Annotated in this window: 8 protein-coding genes; 3 read left to right on the forward strand and 5 right to left on the reverse strand. The window is 67.3% G+C overall.

Annotated features, from left to right (window positions below):
* Positions 1–12 precede the first annotated feature (12 nt).
* A complete protein-coding gene (locus tag ACIBAF_RS29010; protein ID WP_399466905.1) occupies positions 13–4,401 on the forward strand; it encodes a DUF6531 domain-containing protein in 4,389 nt (1,462 codons plus the stop codon).
* A 138-nt stretch (positions 4,402–4,539) separates the two neighbouring features.
* Entirely contained in the window at positions 4,540–4,896 is a 357-nt protein-coding gene (locus ACIBAF_RS29015; protein WP_399466907.1) for an ankyrin repeat domain-containing protein, read from the forward strand.
* A 137-nt stretch (positions 4,897–5,033) separates the two neighbouring features.
* On the opposite strand, the gene ACIBAF_RS29020 is transcribed toward ACIBAF_RS29015, so the two are convergent.
* Positions 5,034–5,354, reverse strand: coding sequence for a hypothetical protein (locus ACIBAF_RS29020; RefSeq protein WP_399466908.1), 321 nt, complete (start codon positions 5,352–5,354; stop codon positions 5,034–5,036).
* Position 5,355: 1 nt separating this feature from the next.
* Between ACIBAF_RS29020 and ACIBAF_RS29025 the strand changes: the two genes are divergently transcribed.
* Positions 5,356–5,514: a hypothetical protein gene (locus tag ACIBAF_RS29025; protein WP_399466910.1), complete on the forward strand. Its 159-nt coding sequence runs from the start codon at positions 5,356–5,358 to the stop codon at positions 5,512–5,514.
* Positions 5,515–6,806: 1,292 nt separating this feature from the next.
* On the opposite strand, the gene ACIBAF_RS29030 is transcribed toward ACIBAF_RS29025, so the two are convergent.
* The 4 genes from ACIBAF_RS29030 to ACIBAF_RS29045 form a co-directional block, all read right to left on the reverse strand.
* A complete protein-coding gene (locus ACIBAF_RS29030) occupies positions 6,807–8,177 on the reverse strand; it encodes a peptidoglycan-binding protein (protein ID WP_399466912.1) in 1,371 nt (456 codons plus the stop codon).
* 184 nt (positions 8,178–8,361) lie between these two features.
* Positions 8,362–10,134 (reverse strand): hypothetical protein, encoded by a 1,773-nt coding sequence (locus ACIBAF_RS29035; protein ID WP_399466913.1) that lies wholly within the window; start codon positions 10,132–10,134, stop codon positions 8,362–8,364.
* Positions 10,127–14,485, reverse strand: a complete 4,359-nt coding sequence (locus ACIBAF_RS29040) for a DUF6603 domain-containing protein (protein ID WP_399466914.1) — start codon at positions 14,483–14,485, stop codon at positions 10,127–10,129. Before ACIBAF_RS29040 ends, ACIBAF_RS29035 begins: the two co-directional genes overlap by 8 nt.
* Positions 14,485–15,756, reverse strand: a complete 1,272-nt coding sequence (locus ACIBAF_RS29045; protein WP_399466915.1) for a ComEC/Rec2 family competence protein — start codon at positions 15,754–15,756, stop codon at positions 14,485–14,487. The genes ACIBAF_RS29040 and ACIBAF_RS29045 overlap by 1 nt, the downstream gene beginning before the upstream one ends.
* Position 15,757 lies beyond the last annotated feature (1 nt).

Here is a 15,757-nt window from a genome sequence, read left to right on the forward strand (position 1 = left end):
GGCGCCTGAGCGATGGAGGACTGGAGCGTTCTGGACCTGGCACAGGACCCGGTCCCGGGCGACCCCGCCCAGATCCAGACCCTGGCGGCACGGCTGTTGCGCGAGGCGCAGTACGCCGAGCAGCACGCCAGCCGCCTCGGGCAGGTCGCCGCCAACAGCGCGGACCTACGCATGCAGGGCGACTTCGCGCCGCTGTTCCAGCAACGGCTTGCCCAACTCCCACAGCAGGCAGACGCTCTGGGGCCAGCTCACGAAAGCTGCGGCAGGGCGCTCATTGCGTACGCACAGACCCTTGAGCAGGCCAAGATCGAGTCCCGCGCCGCGCTGAGCCGGGGCCTGCAGGCGGACGCCCAGTACAAGGCCGCGTTACAGCAGTTCTGCACGCTCGCCCCGGGGTTCTGGTACACCGGCAACTGGCGTGACCTCGATGAGTCGTTCGCGCTCAGGTACACCCAGTACCAACGCCCCGAGGTCCGCGCAGCCGCCGCACGGGTCGGCGCCTATGCCGCCCAGGCCGAACGGGAGCGGCAGACGGCGGCCAAGGTGGCCCGTCAGGTGGCCCGGCTCGCGGCCGAAGCGGAGATGCGGTGTGCGCAGGCCATACGCGCCGCGATACCCGCGCCCCGTTCGAGTGCGGCGGCTGCGCTCGGCCGGGGCGGTGGCACAACTGCCCGGACCCCAGCCCTGCAGGCAGCACGTGGGGCAGCGCGCGGCGCCGCTACGGGGTTGGCCCGACGGGGCGTCAGGTCCGCGCTCGGCGATGTGGCCAGGAAACACGAGAGCAAGTTGTTCTGCGGCGACCCGGTCGACGTGGCCACCGGGCGGATGACCCTTCCGCAGACGGATCTGACGCTGCCGGCTCGACTCCCCCTGATGTTCTCCCGCCACTTCGAGTCGTCCTACCGGGCGGGGCGCTGGTTCGGCCCTACATGGACCTCGACGGCAGACCAGCGGCTCGAGATCGACACCGAGGGCGTCATCTTCGTACGCGAGGACGGGTCGATGCTCTCCTATCCCCACCCGACTCCGGAAGCCGCCTCGCTGCCCGCCGAGGGTGACCCGTACCCGCTGGCGGTCGACGCCGACGGCGATTACACCGTCACCGATCCTGTCACGGGCCAAAGATGGGATTTCGCGGCCCCTGGCGGTGATGGTCACGGCATCGCGCTCCTAGCGCACGTCACCGACCGCGCAGGCACCCAGCGGCTGACGTTCGCCTATGACACGAACGGCGCCCCCACCGCGATCCGGCACTCGGCCGGCTACCACCTGAAGATCACCACCGAGAGCGAACGCATCAGCGCCCTCCACCTGGCGGACACAGCCGAGGACGGCGGAGACCAGGAACTGCTCCGCTTCGGCTACGACGAACACGGCCACCTGTCCTCGGTGACGAACTCCTGCGGCGTCCCGACCCGATTGACCAACGACGGAGTGGGTCGGATCACCGCTTGGACGGACACCAACGGCTCGTCGTACCGCTACGTGTACGACGACGAGGACCGCTGCACCTTCCAGACCGGCGAAGCCGGACACCTGCGGAACACCTACACCTACGGCGACACCGACTCGGCGACGGGTCTCAAGGTCACCACGGCGACCAACTCGTTCGGACACACCAGCCGGTACCTGGTCAACGACAAGCTGCAGGTGGTCACCGAGATCCGCCCGGACGGCGCTGCTACCCACACCACCTACGACCCGGTCCACCGGGCCCTCACCATCGCGGACCCCCTCGGCCGCACCGTCGCCTACTCCTACGACCAGGCAGGCCGCCCGCTGAGGATCGTGCACCCCGACGGCCGCTCGGTCAGCGTGGCCTACAACGACCAGGGCGTGCCTGTAACGGTGACCGAACCGGATGGAACGCAAATCCGCCGGGATTTCGACGAGAGCGGCAACCTCACGTCGGTCACCGATGCAGCGGGGGAGACCACCCGCTACACCTACGACAACCGAGGCAACCTCGCATCCGCCACTGACGCCTTGGGCAACACGACCCACGTCGAGTGCAATATCGCCGGCCTGCCCATCGCGGTCACCGACCCGCTGGGAGCGGTTACCCGATACGAGCGTGACGCCTTCGGTCAAATCGTCACGATCACCGACCCCTTGGGTGCCACGACACGTCTGTCGTGGACAGTCGAAGGCAAGCTGGAGCGCCGGATTGATCCGGACGGGGCCGAAGAATTCTGGACCTACGATGGCGAAGGCAACTGCACCAGCCACACCGACGCAATCGGCGGCACTACCCACTTTGAGTACACCCACTTCGACCTGCTCACCGCCCGCACCGGCCCCGACGGCGAGCGATACGAGTTTGAGCACGACACCGAGCTGCAACTACGCAAGGTCACCAGCCCGCAAGGGCTGGCCTGGGCGTACGAGTACGACCCAGCAGGCTGTCTCACCTCGGAAACCGACTTCGATGCCCGGACGCTGACCTACTCCTATGACGCAGTCGGCCAACTCACCGCCCGCACCAACGCACTCGGTCAGACCGTCACCTACACGTATGACGTACTCGGCCAGGTACTTACCAAGAACGCCCACGGCGCCGTCACGATGTACGCCTACGACCCCGCAGGCCGCCTGCTGGAAGCCACCGGCCCTGACGCGACCATCACGTATCGGCGAGACCGACTGGGCCGTGTGGCATCCGAGACCTGCAATGGGCGAACCATCAGCTTCACGTACGACTCCGTGGGCAACCGCACCAGCCGTACCACGCCCGTTGGCGCCACTAGCACCTGGACCTATGACGCAGCAGGCCACCCCACCGCACTCACCACAGCAGATCGCACCTTCAGTTTCGAGCACGACGTCACGGGCCGCGAGGTCACACGCAGCCTCGGCGAGACCCTCACCCTGACACACACGCGGGACCCCGCTGGCCGAGTGACCACGCAGACCGTTACTGGCCGCGACGCTCGCACTCTCCAGCACCGCGCGTACGCCTACCGCGCTGACGGCTACCTCACCGCCATCGAAGATCACCTCAACGGCCCACGCACCTTCGACCTCGACATCACTGGCAGGGTGACCGCGGTCCACGCCCGCGACTGGACGGAGCGGTACGCCTACGACGAGGCTGGCAATCAGACAAGGGCCCAGTGGCCGTCGACGCATCCCGTGTCGGATGCCGTCGGCATCCGGACGTACACCGGAACTCGCATCACCCGCGCCGGCTCCATCCGCTACGAACATGATGCCCAAGGCCGCCTCGCCCTTCGCCAGAAGACCCGCCTGTCCCGGAAACCCGACACCTGGCGCTACGAGTGGGACGCTGACGACCGACTCACGTCGGTAATCACCCCAGACGGCACGGTCTGGCAGTACCTTTACGATCCCTTCGGCCGCCGCATCGCAAAACAGCGCCTCGCCGATGACGGAACTGTCCGGGAGCAAACGGACTTCACTTGGGACGGCACCACCCTCGCCGAACAGACCTTCACTTCTTCTCAGCTCTTTCCGACCCAGACCACCCTTACCTGGGACCACGACGGGGTATACCCGCTCGCCCAGACCGAACGTATAAGCCGTACTGAGCCCCCCCGGCACGAGGCGGACAAGCGCTTCTACGTCATCATCACTGACCTAGTAGGCACCCCAACCGAACTGGTTGACGACGGAGGCCACATTGCCTGGGGAAAACGCTCCACTGTCTGGGGTGCATCCTCCCGTTCTTTGCATTCTGCGGCCAGCACTCCCCTCCGCTTTCCTGGGCAATACGTCGACCCAGAAACGGGATTTCATTACAATTTATACCGCTACTATGACCCCGAAACCGCACGCTACACCAGCGCGGACCCATTCGGACTCACCCCGGCCCCCAACCCCTCCACCTACGTCTCGAACCCGACTGGATGGGTGGATCCACTTGGACTTAGCGGCGTCAGAGAGGGGTGCGGGAGCAGTGGAGGCGGGCGCGTCTTCGGCCACGCTGCGCAAGAGTTACTTGCTATTCGGGCGCGGGTTTCAGCGGACAGAGCGACCGCCAGAAAACTGATAGAAGGTGCCATTGCTGCCAATGAACTCAGCAGGAAGAAAGCGGGTTTAGGTGGCGTTCTGCGTCTGAGAGATGGCGAGCCGGAGCTACTGAAAGCGTTCAGCGGCCAGGATAGGAGTCCGGGAGGGCGAAAGGGATGGGTTTCCGATGCGGGGAGTCCTGGGAACCCTGCTCGTTATGTTCCGACGTCTACTGGCAACAACCCGCGGGACAACGACACCGAGTACAAGATGCTCACACATATTGCCAACAGGCTGGGCGCACCGTCGAATGTTAGCGGGAGCCTTACCCTGTTCTCAACTCAATCAGCCTGCTTCTCATGCTCGCACATCATCGGGCAATTCGCGCAAGAATTTCCAAACATCCGCATTAACTATGGATCGGGCATTTAAGTCAAGGGTCTGTGCGCCTCGAAGCCGGGTTCGACGCGGCGAGTTCAAGTCAATATATTGCACACATGATAGCATTTGATGCCCTGTGGCGTGTTTCACTGGCGTCGAGTTCTCTACGTCTGAGTGACGGAGTTTGGTATGAGTGAGTCGCCGACTGAGCCAGTAGTTAGCGATGGTGACGAATGGTCGCCTGCGCATAAGGCTGTCGAGGGAAGCAATTATGAAGCTTTGGCCATATTTTTGGACGCCGGGGCCGACCCGAATGAGATGTGCTTCGGGCACACGCTACTTACTCACGCCATTGACGTGGAAGGTGATGGGCACCTGCAATCCGGCTATCCGCTAAACACCGCTGCGACCGCTATTTTGCTGGCCTACGGGGCGGACCCTGAATTGCCGGCAGCTGATGGAGAAACGCCGATGCTGATAGCGGAAAATTATCATCACGAGTCGGCGCAACGTTTGCTCCAGCGATTCCTGGATGTCAAGAAGTAGGGGCGCGTGGCGCGTTGCGGTGGCCGCTAATGCGGGCACGCTTTGAGCGCCATCCTTAGCCTTTTTGTGGCGTCCGCTGGTTCTCACTGATCGCCAAGCGCGTGGCACTGTAGTACCGGCTCACCGTCTACCTGCAGTCAGGCACCGGCCAGCGACCCATTGACCTCGATTCTTCCAAGGGCTGACGGCGACGTCGTGAGCGGCTGGTTGCCCGGTATGTCCCGTGCCGTGTCGAGGTGGGCCGTCGCGTGACGCTGGGAGCGTCGGGTCCAGGGCCAGGTGCGGTCCAGGTGCAGGGTGCGCCTGCGGGCGTGGGCGGTGAGCCGGGCGGGAAGGTGGTACAGCTTCATGCGGATGGTCTCCGGCTCGGCGGCAGCGAGTTCGGGCTTGTCGTGCAGGAGGAGTAGCCGGGTCCAGGCGTCGAGGTCGGCGGCGATCGTGGCCAGTACCCAGGCCACATTGAGATCCGAGGACTTCGCGGGCAGCAGTCGGGCGGACCCGCTTGATCGCTTTCACTCGGTCCTCGACCTCGGCGTGATCGCGGTAGAGGGCGTCGACGAACCACACCTGCCGGTGCCGGACACGCCGGAAAGCCCGCGCGTATCGGCGGGCGGGTGAACAGCTTGGCGTGTTCGTGCTCCAGGAGCTTGCGGGCGAAGTGGCCGCCGCGCGTCGTCACGATGACGTCGCGGGTCCACGGGTGGGACAGGAGTTGAGGCTGCCGATCTTCATCGTCCGCTCGTCCTGCTGGAACTTTTCCTCCAGCGCGGGGGTGGCAGGAGGGGCAGTCCTACTGCTCGGCGCGGGCGGAGAGTTCCGCGGCGTCTAGGGCGCGGACGACGGCCTGTTCCAGCCGGGTGGTTTCCTCGCGGCGGGCGGCCACGAGGTTCAGGGCCGGCCTGTACGTGGACTGCGCCGAGGCCAGTGCTTGCCCCAGAGCCGTGATCCGTTCGGAAGTGTGGGTGATGCCGGCCCCGGAGGAGCAGGTCCTGGTTGAGGTAGCGGGGCAGTACAGGCCCATGCGCTGTACAGCGCGAGGTCCTCGGCATCCGCTCCCGAGAGGCTCTTCGGCATGGGTGCCGGGTGTTGTGGGCTGGAGGGCATGGCTCCACTATGACGGCCGGAGAAGTGGTGCGGGGTGTGCTGTCCGAGCCGGTGCCCGGAGTGAGCGGAGCGGGCTCGTGCAGGGAGCTGGTCGTGGAAGCCTGTTCCGCCCCGAAGAGGAAGGACGGACTATTGGTCATGACGCTCGTTTGACGCTCTGGGTGCCAGCACGCGGTACCGCGAGCCAAAAAATGTGCTCTGACCTGGGCTTTTCCGAGGCATGCTCAGTCCGACATGTTTCCGATGACGCATCACGTGGAGTGCGTTGCCATCCTCGAACCCGCCGCGAAGGGCTCCTGACCTGCGGTTTCGTGCGTGTGCATGATGCGCGTTGCGGGCGTTACGGGCGATATCTTGACGCTGAAATGAAATGACGCTCGTGACGCCCGTTCTGACGGGGTGTCACCTGACTGATCGTGCAGGTCGTGCCAGTTGGAGGGCGCGTTCCCGCGGGCTGTCTTTGCAGAAACTTGAAGCCAATAAGCCGAGTCCCTGCATGCCGTAGTTCGGCGGGCCGGTCGTTGGTGGAGCGGGCGCTCAAGAGGTCGGTCCGTAAGGGCTCCAATGCCCGAGGAAGGGCCTTAGTGGGCGGTTCGTGAGGTGATGTCTGTTTCCGGCTGAGGTTGGAGCAGGGTCGCTGGTGGAGGTTCCGTCGGCTATTGCTTCCTGGCGAAGTTGCCGGTGTCGTTCATGAACGGACCGGCCGTCGCCGGTCATCCGGGTCGGACAGTACAGTGTCGCGGTCGCCGTGACCGCGTCACTGCACCCTTCGGCCTCGGCTGTCGGCGCCTCGGGCCGAGCACGCTTCAGACCTTCGGGATCTTCAGCGCGGCCCAGGTCCTCGGGCCCGGGATCCCGTCCGCGTCGCCGGCCAGTTCGGGCCGGGAGCGCTGGAAGTCGGCGATGTTGAGCCTGTCCGCCTCCGTCCATTCAGGGCCGGGACCAGAGGTGTAGTGCTTGCCGAAGCCGAGTTCCACCAGGCGCCTTCCGAGGGCGGTGACGAGGGGGCTGCGGCGGCCGACATGGAAGAACGCCGTTCCGGGAAACGGCTCGTACCGCGGTGCGGGCGGCTTTGCCGGGCCCGCCGTCGGCAGAAGCAGTCTCTGCCCCACGGAGATTTCGTCGGCGTCCTTGATGCCGTTGAGGGACAGCAGAGCAGCCACGGTGGTTCGGTGCGCGGCCGCGATGGACGTCAGGGTGTCGCCCGCCTTCACGGTGTAGGTACCGGAACCGGTGTCGGGAGTGGTTGCCCCGCCGGTGGAGTGGGGCTTGCCCGGTACGATCTCGGTGTCCAGCGCCCCCGGGTCCCAGTGGTCCTGGCCGGGGATCTGGGAGTGTCCGTAGTGGCCGCCCTTGTTCTCCCAGGTGGTTCTGGGACGCTCCGTCGCGGCGGCCGCGGTGGCCGGCGGGGCCCCGACGGGCCACACGTCCGGGATGCCGTGCGCGCGTATCGCGGAGAGCAGCCTCTGGAAGTTCGGCTTGGCCTTCGGGTCGAAACCCTTCGTCCACGGAGCGCTGGCACGTCCCAGCACCTCGACCTGGATGCAGACCTTGCCGGTGCGGTTCGTGCGGCGCGTGCCGTCGTTCTTCAGCGCCCTCGACGACAGGTTCAGGGGCCCGAACTGGCCCAGCCGGTCGGTGACAGGGCAGTAGATCACCTGCGGTTCCACCCCGGCACGGATCAGGTAGGCCGCCACGGACGTGAAGTAGTCGCCGCCGGCCGGGGACTCGGTGGTGTGCCACACGGCCCGCGGCGGCTCGAGCGGGGTGTCCATCGCTCCCCCGATGCGCTGCGCGCCGAGCCGGGTCGCGCCATCGATGTAAGCCGGGCCTGAGGCGCTGTGCGGCGCATCGCCCAGGGCGCGGCTGTCGCTGCTCAGGAACCCTTCGTGCCGGTCGCCGGTTTCGTCGGGGGTCTCCGGCAGCGGGTCGGGTTCGGGTGCGAGGCGCCCGGCCGGGCCGGTGGGCTCGTAGACGTCCAGGTCGCCGTCGTCGCGCAGGACCATGAAGGCGCCCTCGTGCCGGGGGTGTTCCTTGACGTGGCGCGCGGAGCCCGGAAGGGCGGCGATGGCGCGTACGCGGTCGATGTGGGCCTGGTCGACGGTGCCCAGATAGGTGGTGGTGATGTCGTGGGTGTCGGGGTCCGGGTGGTCGACCGCGACATGGAAGGTGGTCATGTGTCGGAGCTCCGTTCTCAGGGCCGGCGGAGGTCTGCCCGCTCGGGCGGGGGCGACGCGGGTGCTCGGGCGGGGGACGTGAGGTGCACGCTCTGCCCGCTCCGGGCGCAGGTCAGGACGGTTCGGGCGGCAGGGTCAGGGGGAGAGGCAAGGGGAAGTGAGGGGGGCGCGGTCGGGGAATGGGTCAGGAGCTCAGAAAGGTCACTCGCTCGGCCGTCTCGATCATCTGCCGTGCGAAGTCGCCGGAGCTGAGCGTCTCGACGCCCAGCGTCGCGGCGATGCTCCTGGTGAAATCGCCGATGGGCAGCCGGCCGCCCGGCCCCAGGGGTAGCGGCGCCAGCACCGGGCCGTCGGTCCCGTCGGCGTTGCGCAGTGACTTGCCGAACTGTCCGCGGGCAGGGAGTTCCACCGCGAAGTGAACCGCCTCGGGCCGCTGTCGGACGTCGAGCCGGGTCAGTGTGCCGGCGAAGAGACAGAGCATGACGTCCGGGGTGAGACGGATCGTCCCGACCTCTTCCAGCGGACTGTCGTGCCCCTCGGCGAACGCCTCGACGACCAGTCCGGGGTAGCCGGACACGACACCGGATCGGATCAGCGCCCCGGTCACCACCGCGGCCCTGTGCACCGGCGGTCCTGCCCGGTCGAGTTCGGCGTCCGCCGCGGTCAGTCTGCCGATGCTGAAGGCGCCGTCCAGCAGATGGCGTATCCACCCCTGGTCGAGGCTGACGAACCGGATGCTCTCCACCGGCAGCAGCCGCTCGTCGGGCACGAGGTACATCAACGGGACCCCCGCCAGACCGGCCAGGCCCGTCAGCCATGTCCGTACCGTCTCCGGCAGCGTGTCGTCGATGTCCGGGACGTCGAGCGGGTAGCCCGAGGCGGGTTCCAGGGCCGCCCGCAGCCGCTTCTGACTGCGGCGCCGCTTCCAGTCGTACAACGCGGTGGCGTAGTCGGTGCTCTGCAACGCGAGCAGTCTGCCCAGTTCCCAGGCGGCGGCGTAGCCGGCCTCGAACATGCCGATGTCCGGGTGGAAACGCAGCAGCCCGTCGGAGCTACGGGGCGCCGGGAGCGACGACTTGGCCACCGGTCCGGTCGTCAAGGGGCCCCGGTACCACGACACGGTGCTCCCGCCCTGCCGCAGGGTGTGCCGCACGGGAACCTGTCCCTGGCGCAGCAGGTCGTCCGCGGCGGCGTTGCCGCTGTCGGGCAGCCGCAGGGGGCTGCCGTGCTGAGCCAGGTCCCGGACGAGGGCGGCGAAGTTCTGGTTCTCGGCCACGCAGGCGAACTTCCAGGAGGCCAGGCTCACCAGACGTACGAGTGAGTCGGGCTCACCGGGACCCAGGTCGAACCCGTCGGCCCGGTAACGCCCTTCCACCGACACCAGGTGCACGGTGCTCGGCTCGTCCGCCGACGGCAGCCTGTTCCCCAGGACCACCGCGACGTCCGGGGCGTCCTCGGTACGCCGAAGATGCGCCAGGTAGGGCAGTTCCGCCGCCGACGGCAGGATCTCCTCCAGCACTTGTCTGCGGACGTCGATGACGGTGGCCTGGTCGTCGGGTGACTGGTGTGCCTCCAGAGGGGTGGCGGGAAAGTGCGCCGACCCGGCGCCGAGGTCGGCGAGCCGGACCACCTTCGGGTCGGGCCGCTGCGACTGGGTGAACAGCAGCAGCGCCAGCCAGGGGCCGTCCACGCCGGACGAGCGTTCCCAGGGCAGCGTCGGCCGGTCCAGCATGACGTGCGGCAGCACGTTGCGATGGTCGCCGAGGCTGCCGTCCGGCGGGAAGACCGCCGTCACCCGGGCCGCAGGAAGGGAGAAGCGGTCCGCGCTGACGGTGAACTGACGGGTCGCCGGAAACGGCTCCGGGCTTTCGGTGATCGTCTGGGTGGTGGTGATCACGTACTCCCCGGGCGGCAGGACCGGCTGGGAGTGATCGACGAACGTGATGGTGTCAGCCATGAGTGACCACCTGCGGTACCTCCAGGAACTGGTCGACGCCGAATCCGGCGAGGTCGATCGGGACGTCCCCGAGCACCGCGTCGACGAGGGTCGTGCGGGCCGCGGCGACGGCGGGGTCCCGCAGCGCGGCGGTGATCGTGCCGGCGTCCTGCGCGGTGTGGCGGGCCGGTTCGGCGGTCGCCCAGCGGATCGCGTCCGGTTCGGTGAACAGCGGGGTCGCGCTCTGGAGTGCGGCGCTCGGCAGGGTCGCCGAGACGGTCGGTTCCTTCGGCGGCAACGGTCGCACCGTGTAACCGGTGAGCAGGTCCCCTACGAGCTGCGGCCGGTTGAGCGAGGCTCCGAACTCACTTCCCCAGAGCGCCGACGGGAGTTGCTTGCCGACCGGCGTGAAGTCGAACAGCTGGTCCATCCGTTTGCCGTCTTTGGTGATCTCGATCCGGTGCGTCGAGGTCGCGGACGCCACGTCCATCGGGCTCACCCCGAAGGCCGTACCGGCGGTGCCCGTCGGCAACGCCACGTCCTGCTTGGCCGGGCCGCGCACCGCGCCGGTGCTGGGGATGACCGAGTCGGTGACCAGCACCAGGCCGTGCGGGTCCACCACGCCGAGGTCCGTGCCGCCGCCCGGGGCCAGCGCTCCGCCACCCAGCGCGACGGTGGTGATCTCCTCGTGGGGCGGGAGCAGGGTCGCCTGGAACGTGCTCCACGGGATCGGGGCGGGCCCGGCGGAGCCCGACGCGCCGAAGGAGATGGTGAAGGAGATGATGCTCAGGTCGATGTGGGCTCGACCGCCGAAGTCCGGGCCCCAGAACTCGACGTCCGCGCCCACATGGGCGCTGATGGTGTGGCTGCCGAAGAACGAGAACGTGTACGAGGCGCCGATCGAGACGTGCGCGGAGGCCTCGTAGTGATACGGCTGCCACGCGATGAGGAAGTCCATCGAGGCGTCGAACCAGGCCTGCAGCGAGCCGTCGTGCCAGGTCGCGCTGAGGCTGCCGCCCGCCATCAGTGCCGAGGGGGTCAGCGCGTAGTAGGCGCTGCCGGTGAGCTGCAGATGTGAGTTGACCTGCCAGTTGAAGCCGAGCCGCGGCACCACCGGGTAGTGCGCGGGCACGGTGAAGTGCGGGTGGTAACCGCCGACGCTCAGGACGAAGTCACCGCTGTTGGGCCCCGCGAACCAGGTGCTGAACGCGAAGCCGCCGGTCAACTTGCAGTCCCGGGACAGCAGATAGGAGTTCGGGGTGAGCTGGGCGGCGATCGCGAAGAACCCGTCGTCGGGGACGAAGGTGCCGCGCAGCGCCAGTTGCACCTCGGCGACCGGTGTGACGTCCGCCGCGCCCGCGTCCGCCGCGGGCAGGATCAGCGTCGACAGCCCCATCATGTTCAGCTCGAACCGGTGGCCGAAGCCTGCCGACAGCAGCAGGAAGGAGTCGACCATCTCGAACGAGGTGAACCGGATCCCGAACATCAGGAAGACGTCACCGGGGGACGGTGGCAGCGAGTCGTTCAGCCGCTGCAGCTGACCGCCCACGTCGGCGGCGGGCGAACTGCCCTTGACCACGTCGGCGATCAGCGGGAAGTCGGCGAGCTGGTCCAGCGCGGGAGGTATCAGCCTGCGGTTGTAGCCGAAGCCCGCGGCCAGCCCGCGGACGAAGAAGAACGCCGGTCCGCCGATCGGCTTGTCGAGGAAGGCGTACACGAACAGGGAGGGGCCCTGAGGGAGTTGGAGGTAGGAGCCGATGGCGCCGATGGACAGGTCGGCGGTGCGGATGGTCGCCGCCCCGCCGTACGCCGGGTAGGTCGCGCCCTCGAACTCGACGGTGTTCTTCAGGAACGAGCCGCCGATCTCGACCGGCCCCGAGGCGTAGGCGAGGTCGAGTCCCGCCAGCCCGAAGGTCGGCATCGCGGTCGGGTCGGACAGTGCGACCCCGGCCTCCAGGCCGGTCAGGGTGAGCGTCAGCCCGGCCGCCGAGATCGAGGCGTCCAGCAGTACGGCGAGTTCGGCGCCCTCGCCGGGCGGATGATCGTACCGCATGCCCACCCGCTGGACGTGGATCGGCCCGAAGGACCGCTGCACGTTGTACCAGAGGGCGTTGTCGGCGCTCTGCGGCGGGTTGTCGGTGGTCGGCACGTCCGGTGCGGCGGGCTGGGCGCCCGCGACCGGCAGGACCAGGCCCTGTTCCAGGGCGCCGAGCTTCAGCAGCCCGCTGACCAGGAATCCGGCGGGCAGGTCCCCGTCGGGCAGCTTGGCCACGGCATTCGGCAGCATCCCGTTGACGGCCGTGACCTCGGCCCCGGTCAGGGCGGCGGAGGCCGCGACCAGCCGGAGCGGGTCGAAGCCCATCTCGCCCGCGCCGAGATGGTCGCCGACGACCGGCAGGTGCGACAGGTCGACCGTGACCGCCAGGTCGGCGCCGAACAGGTACGCCGGCCCGTCCACGGCGAGGAAGGCGTCCTTCAGGTCCACGGTCAGCCCGTCCGGGACGAACGCCGCCGCGGACGGCAGCAGGGCTGCGACCAGGTCCTTCAGCGCGGGAACGGGGTCACCGGCCGCATGGCTGTAGGCGGCGGTGAACAGGGTCGCCGTCGGCTGTTGGGCGAACCTCAGGTCGAAGCGGGGAGTGAAGGGCCCGTGGGCTGTCGGTACCGTCGCGGCGAGCGCGGCGGTGAGGCTGCGCTGCCCGGTGTCGATCGCGAGCGTCACGTCCACCTCGGCGGTGTCGAGGGGGAACAGCGCCTCGCCGGTGAGGAAGAGGAGCCCGGTTCCGGTGGACACCTCCATACCGAGGTTCTGGATGACGAGCTGGGCGATCGGCGCGGGCAGGGCGATCGCGCCGAACCGGTTGGCGAGGTCCTCGAACAGCCTGCCGATCGGGATCCGCTGGCCGGAGCCGGTCCCGCCGGTGAACTGCCACTGCTTTTTGGGCGCGGGATCGTACGCCGCGGTGATCTTGGCTTCGACTCCGCCGATGAGGAACAGCGCCAGCGCCTCGAACGTGGTGCCCTGGTCGTGCTTGACGGAGAACATCACGTCGGTCAGGGAGAGCGAATCCGTCAGATGCCAGTCACCGGTCAGTTCCAGGAAGGCGCGGTAGACGGCGGTGCGTTCCTCGGTGGGCATCGTCAGGCCGAGGTCGAACTTGTCCACCGACAGGTCCGGGACCGTGGTGGGGTCGGCGCCGGTGAGGGCTGTGTAGACCTCGCGCATGCTCAGGGGGCCGTCACCCTCGCGCAGGGATCCGCCCAGCGTGCCGGCGCCGAAGTCGGCGCTGATCTGCAAGGTGCCGCTCTCGCCGATGCCGAACAGCCCCGTGAGGATTCCGGATGTCTTCGGTGACGACAGCGGGCTGTCGATCCGGAAGTGCAGGTCGATCGCCTGGAGATCCAGCAGGTTCGGGACGACCGTCCACTGTTCCCGGGTCTCCAGGGTCACGCTGATGTAGTCGACGGACAGGGTGGCCGGGGTCACCCGCATCTCGACGTCGCTGAGCACCACCGGGCTGGTGACGGAGAAGTCGAAGGGGACCGGCAGGGCGGACTGGCCGACGAAGCCGGTCACGTCCGCGAGGCTGAGGTCGCCGAGTTCGCTGAAGTCCCCCGAGAACAGCAGGCTGTCGCCCCAGCCGGCGATCCCTGTGGAGACGAGCACGTTCCGCCGCGTTCCGGCCACGGTGACCGGTACGGCCGCGGTCACGGTGATCGAGCCGCGTGCCGTCCAGTCGACGTCGTGGTAATTGAAGACGGGGTCCGAGGTGATCTCGTAGCGAAGCTCGGTGAGGGTGAACAGGCCCAGGTCGAGGGTCAGTTTCTCCGGCCCGTACAGCAGGATGTCCGGGACGGGAGTCGTCGGGAAGTCCAGTGCCGCCGGGCCGCTCACCATGGTGATCTCACCGGCCAGGGTGTGGGTGACCCCTGGCATCAGCAGGTCCAGGGCCGCCATCGGCGTGGTGACGACCAGGACACCGCCGAAGGTCATGGCGGTGGCGGCCGAGTCCAGGACCAGGACCGGTGACTGGAACCGCAGAGTGTCGAAGACCGAGTCTCGCAGGGGTGGGAACGCCTGCGAGAACGTCCAGTCAGGGGCACCGGCGGCCCGTACCACGACCCGTACGGAGTTCGGCGCGCTGGTGAAGGACACCTCCAGCGCCATGCCGGTGAACGGTCCGGAGGCACCGGTGCCCATCGCCCTGACCCCGCCGGCGGTCTCCGTACGGTCGGTCACGGAGGACAGGACGAGGTGCCCGTCGGGGAAGAACGAGGCGAAGAGGTCGCCCACGCCGGTCAGCGCGCCGACCGCGACATCGATCCCGGTGCCGGTCAGGCGCACCGCGTTCCTGATCTCGTCGGGAGTCATCAGCTTTCCGGGTAGTCGAGTGTGACGGCCCCATAGGAACCGGTGGTGTACACCTTTCGTCTGCTCCAGACGCTGCCGCGGGAGCGGTTTCCCCCTTTGTTGAGTTCCCAGACGAACGTCTCGTGTTCGTCCTTCAGTCTGTCGGTGCGCTTTTCTTTTTCGAGTTTGTCCACGTAGCCCTGGATCACCTCATGACTCGGGTGATGATGCTTTTTGATTTCCATTCCAGCGCTGGCGACGACAACTTTCGGGTTCACCCATTCGACGAAATCCGGGGAGGACGAGGTCGTGATGCTGCCGTGGTGGGCGGCCTGCACGACGGTCAGGTCCTTCAGCCGGCCCTTGGCCGTGTTCAGGAGGAATTCTTCGGTGCTGGTGGTCGCGTCGCCGCACAGCAGCAGCTTTTCACCGAAGGCCTCGACGAGCGTCACGATGCTTGCCCGGTTGGGGTCGGTAGCATGGTCTTTCGCGTAGTCTTTCTCGACGCCGGCGGCCAGGATCGACACCTTGCAGTCCTTTTCGTCCACGATCAGAATGCCGTGCTGATCGCCTTTTCCGTCTTTTGAGCCTTTTCCGTCCAGCCGGTCGACTTTTTCCTTGTCGGTCGCTGCCTTCACGGGGGTTCCGTTGAGAGTGACCTGGCCGTTCACGCCATGGTTCGGGTCATGGTTCTTCACGACGCGCAGTATCGCGGGGTCACGCACCTTCTTGCGCAGGAAGGTGCTCGCCCCCCCTCCGGTGTACTCGCCGAACTGGGCACTGTGATAGCACTTGTAAATCTTGCATCCGTCCGGGATTACTTTCTTGAGCTTGTTGCAGTGGTCGCCATCAGGGTGAGTGAGAATCAGGATGTCGATCTCGTTCACCTTGCCGAGAAACTTGGGATTTTTCAGAGTGTCCAGCGCCCGGTCCACGAGCACCTGGTCGGCCTGTTCGTCAGTGAGGTTCTCGTCCGATTTCTCTGTGCCGAGCGAGCCGCAGTCGAACAGGATGACCCGGCCCTCGGGTGTGCACAGCACGATGCAGTCGCCCTGGCCCATCTGGATGAAGGCGATATGCAGGCTGCCGTCTTTCCGCTCTCCGGGCGCTCCGGGCTTGCGACTCGCCGTGGCCTGTTCGCGCCTTCTTTTCAGGTCTCTCGCCCTCTTCTCGGCTTCTCTGCGAATTTTTCTCAGATCCGCGTCCCGCTTGTCCTTGGTGGCGGAACGGGTCTCGCGCCTGGTCGAGTAGACCGGGATGTCTTTTATGGGTGTTCGCGTTTTCGGGGTCATC

Origin of the sequence: Streptomyces sp. NPDC051677 (assembly GCF_044453465.1) — a bacterium.
Lineage (GTDB): Bacteria > Actinomycetota > Actinomycetes > Streptomycetales > Streptomycetaceae > Streptomyces.

What these genes read in the sequence shown, in the direction of transcription:
- ACIBAF_RS29010 (WP_399466905.1), top strand. Translation starts at nt 13, where the DNA reads ATGGAGGACTGGAGCGTTCTGGACCTGGCACAGGACCCGGTCCCGGGC.
- ACIBAF_RS29015 (WP_399466907.1), top strand. Translation starts at nt 4,540, where the DNA reads ATGAGTGAGTCGCCGACTGAGCCAGTAGTTAGCGATGGTGACGAATGG.
- ACIBAF_RS29030 (WP_399466912.1), bottom strand. Translation starts at nt 8,177, where the DNA reads ATGACCACCTTCCATGTCGCGGTCGACCACCCGGACCCCGACACCCAC.
- ACIBAF_RS29035 (WP_399466913.1), bottom strand. Translation starts at nt 10,134, where the DNA reads ATGGCTGACACCATCACGTTCGTCGATCACTCCCAGCCGGTCCTGCCG.
- ACIBAF_RS29040 (WP_399466914.1), bottom strand. Translation starts at nt 14,485, where the DNA reads ATGACTCCCGACGAGATCAGGAACGCGGTGCGCCTGACCGGCACCGGG.
- ACIBAF_RS29045 (WP_399466915.1), bottom strand. Translation starts at nt 15,756, where the DNA reads ATGACCCCGAAAACGCGAACACCCATAAAAGACATCCCGGTCTACTCG.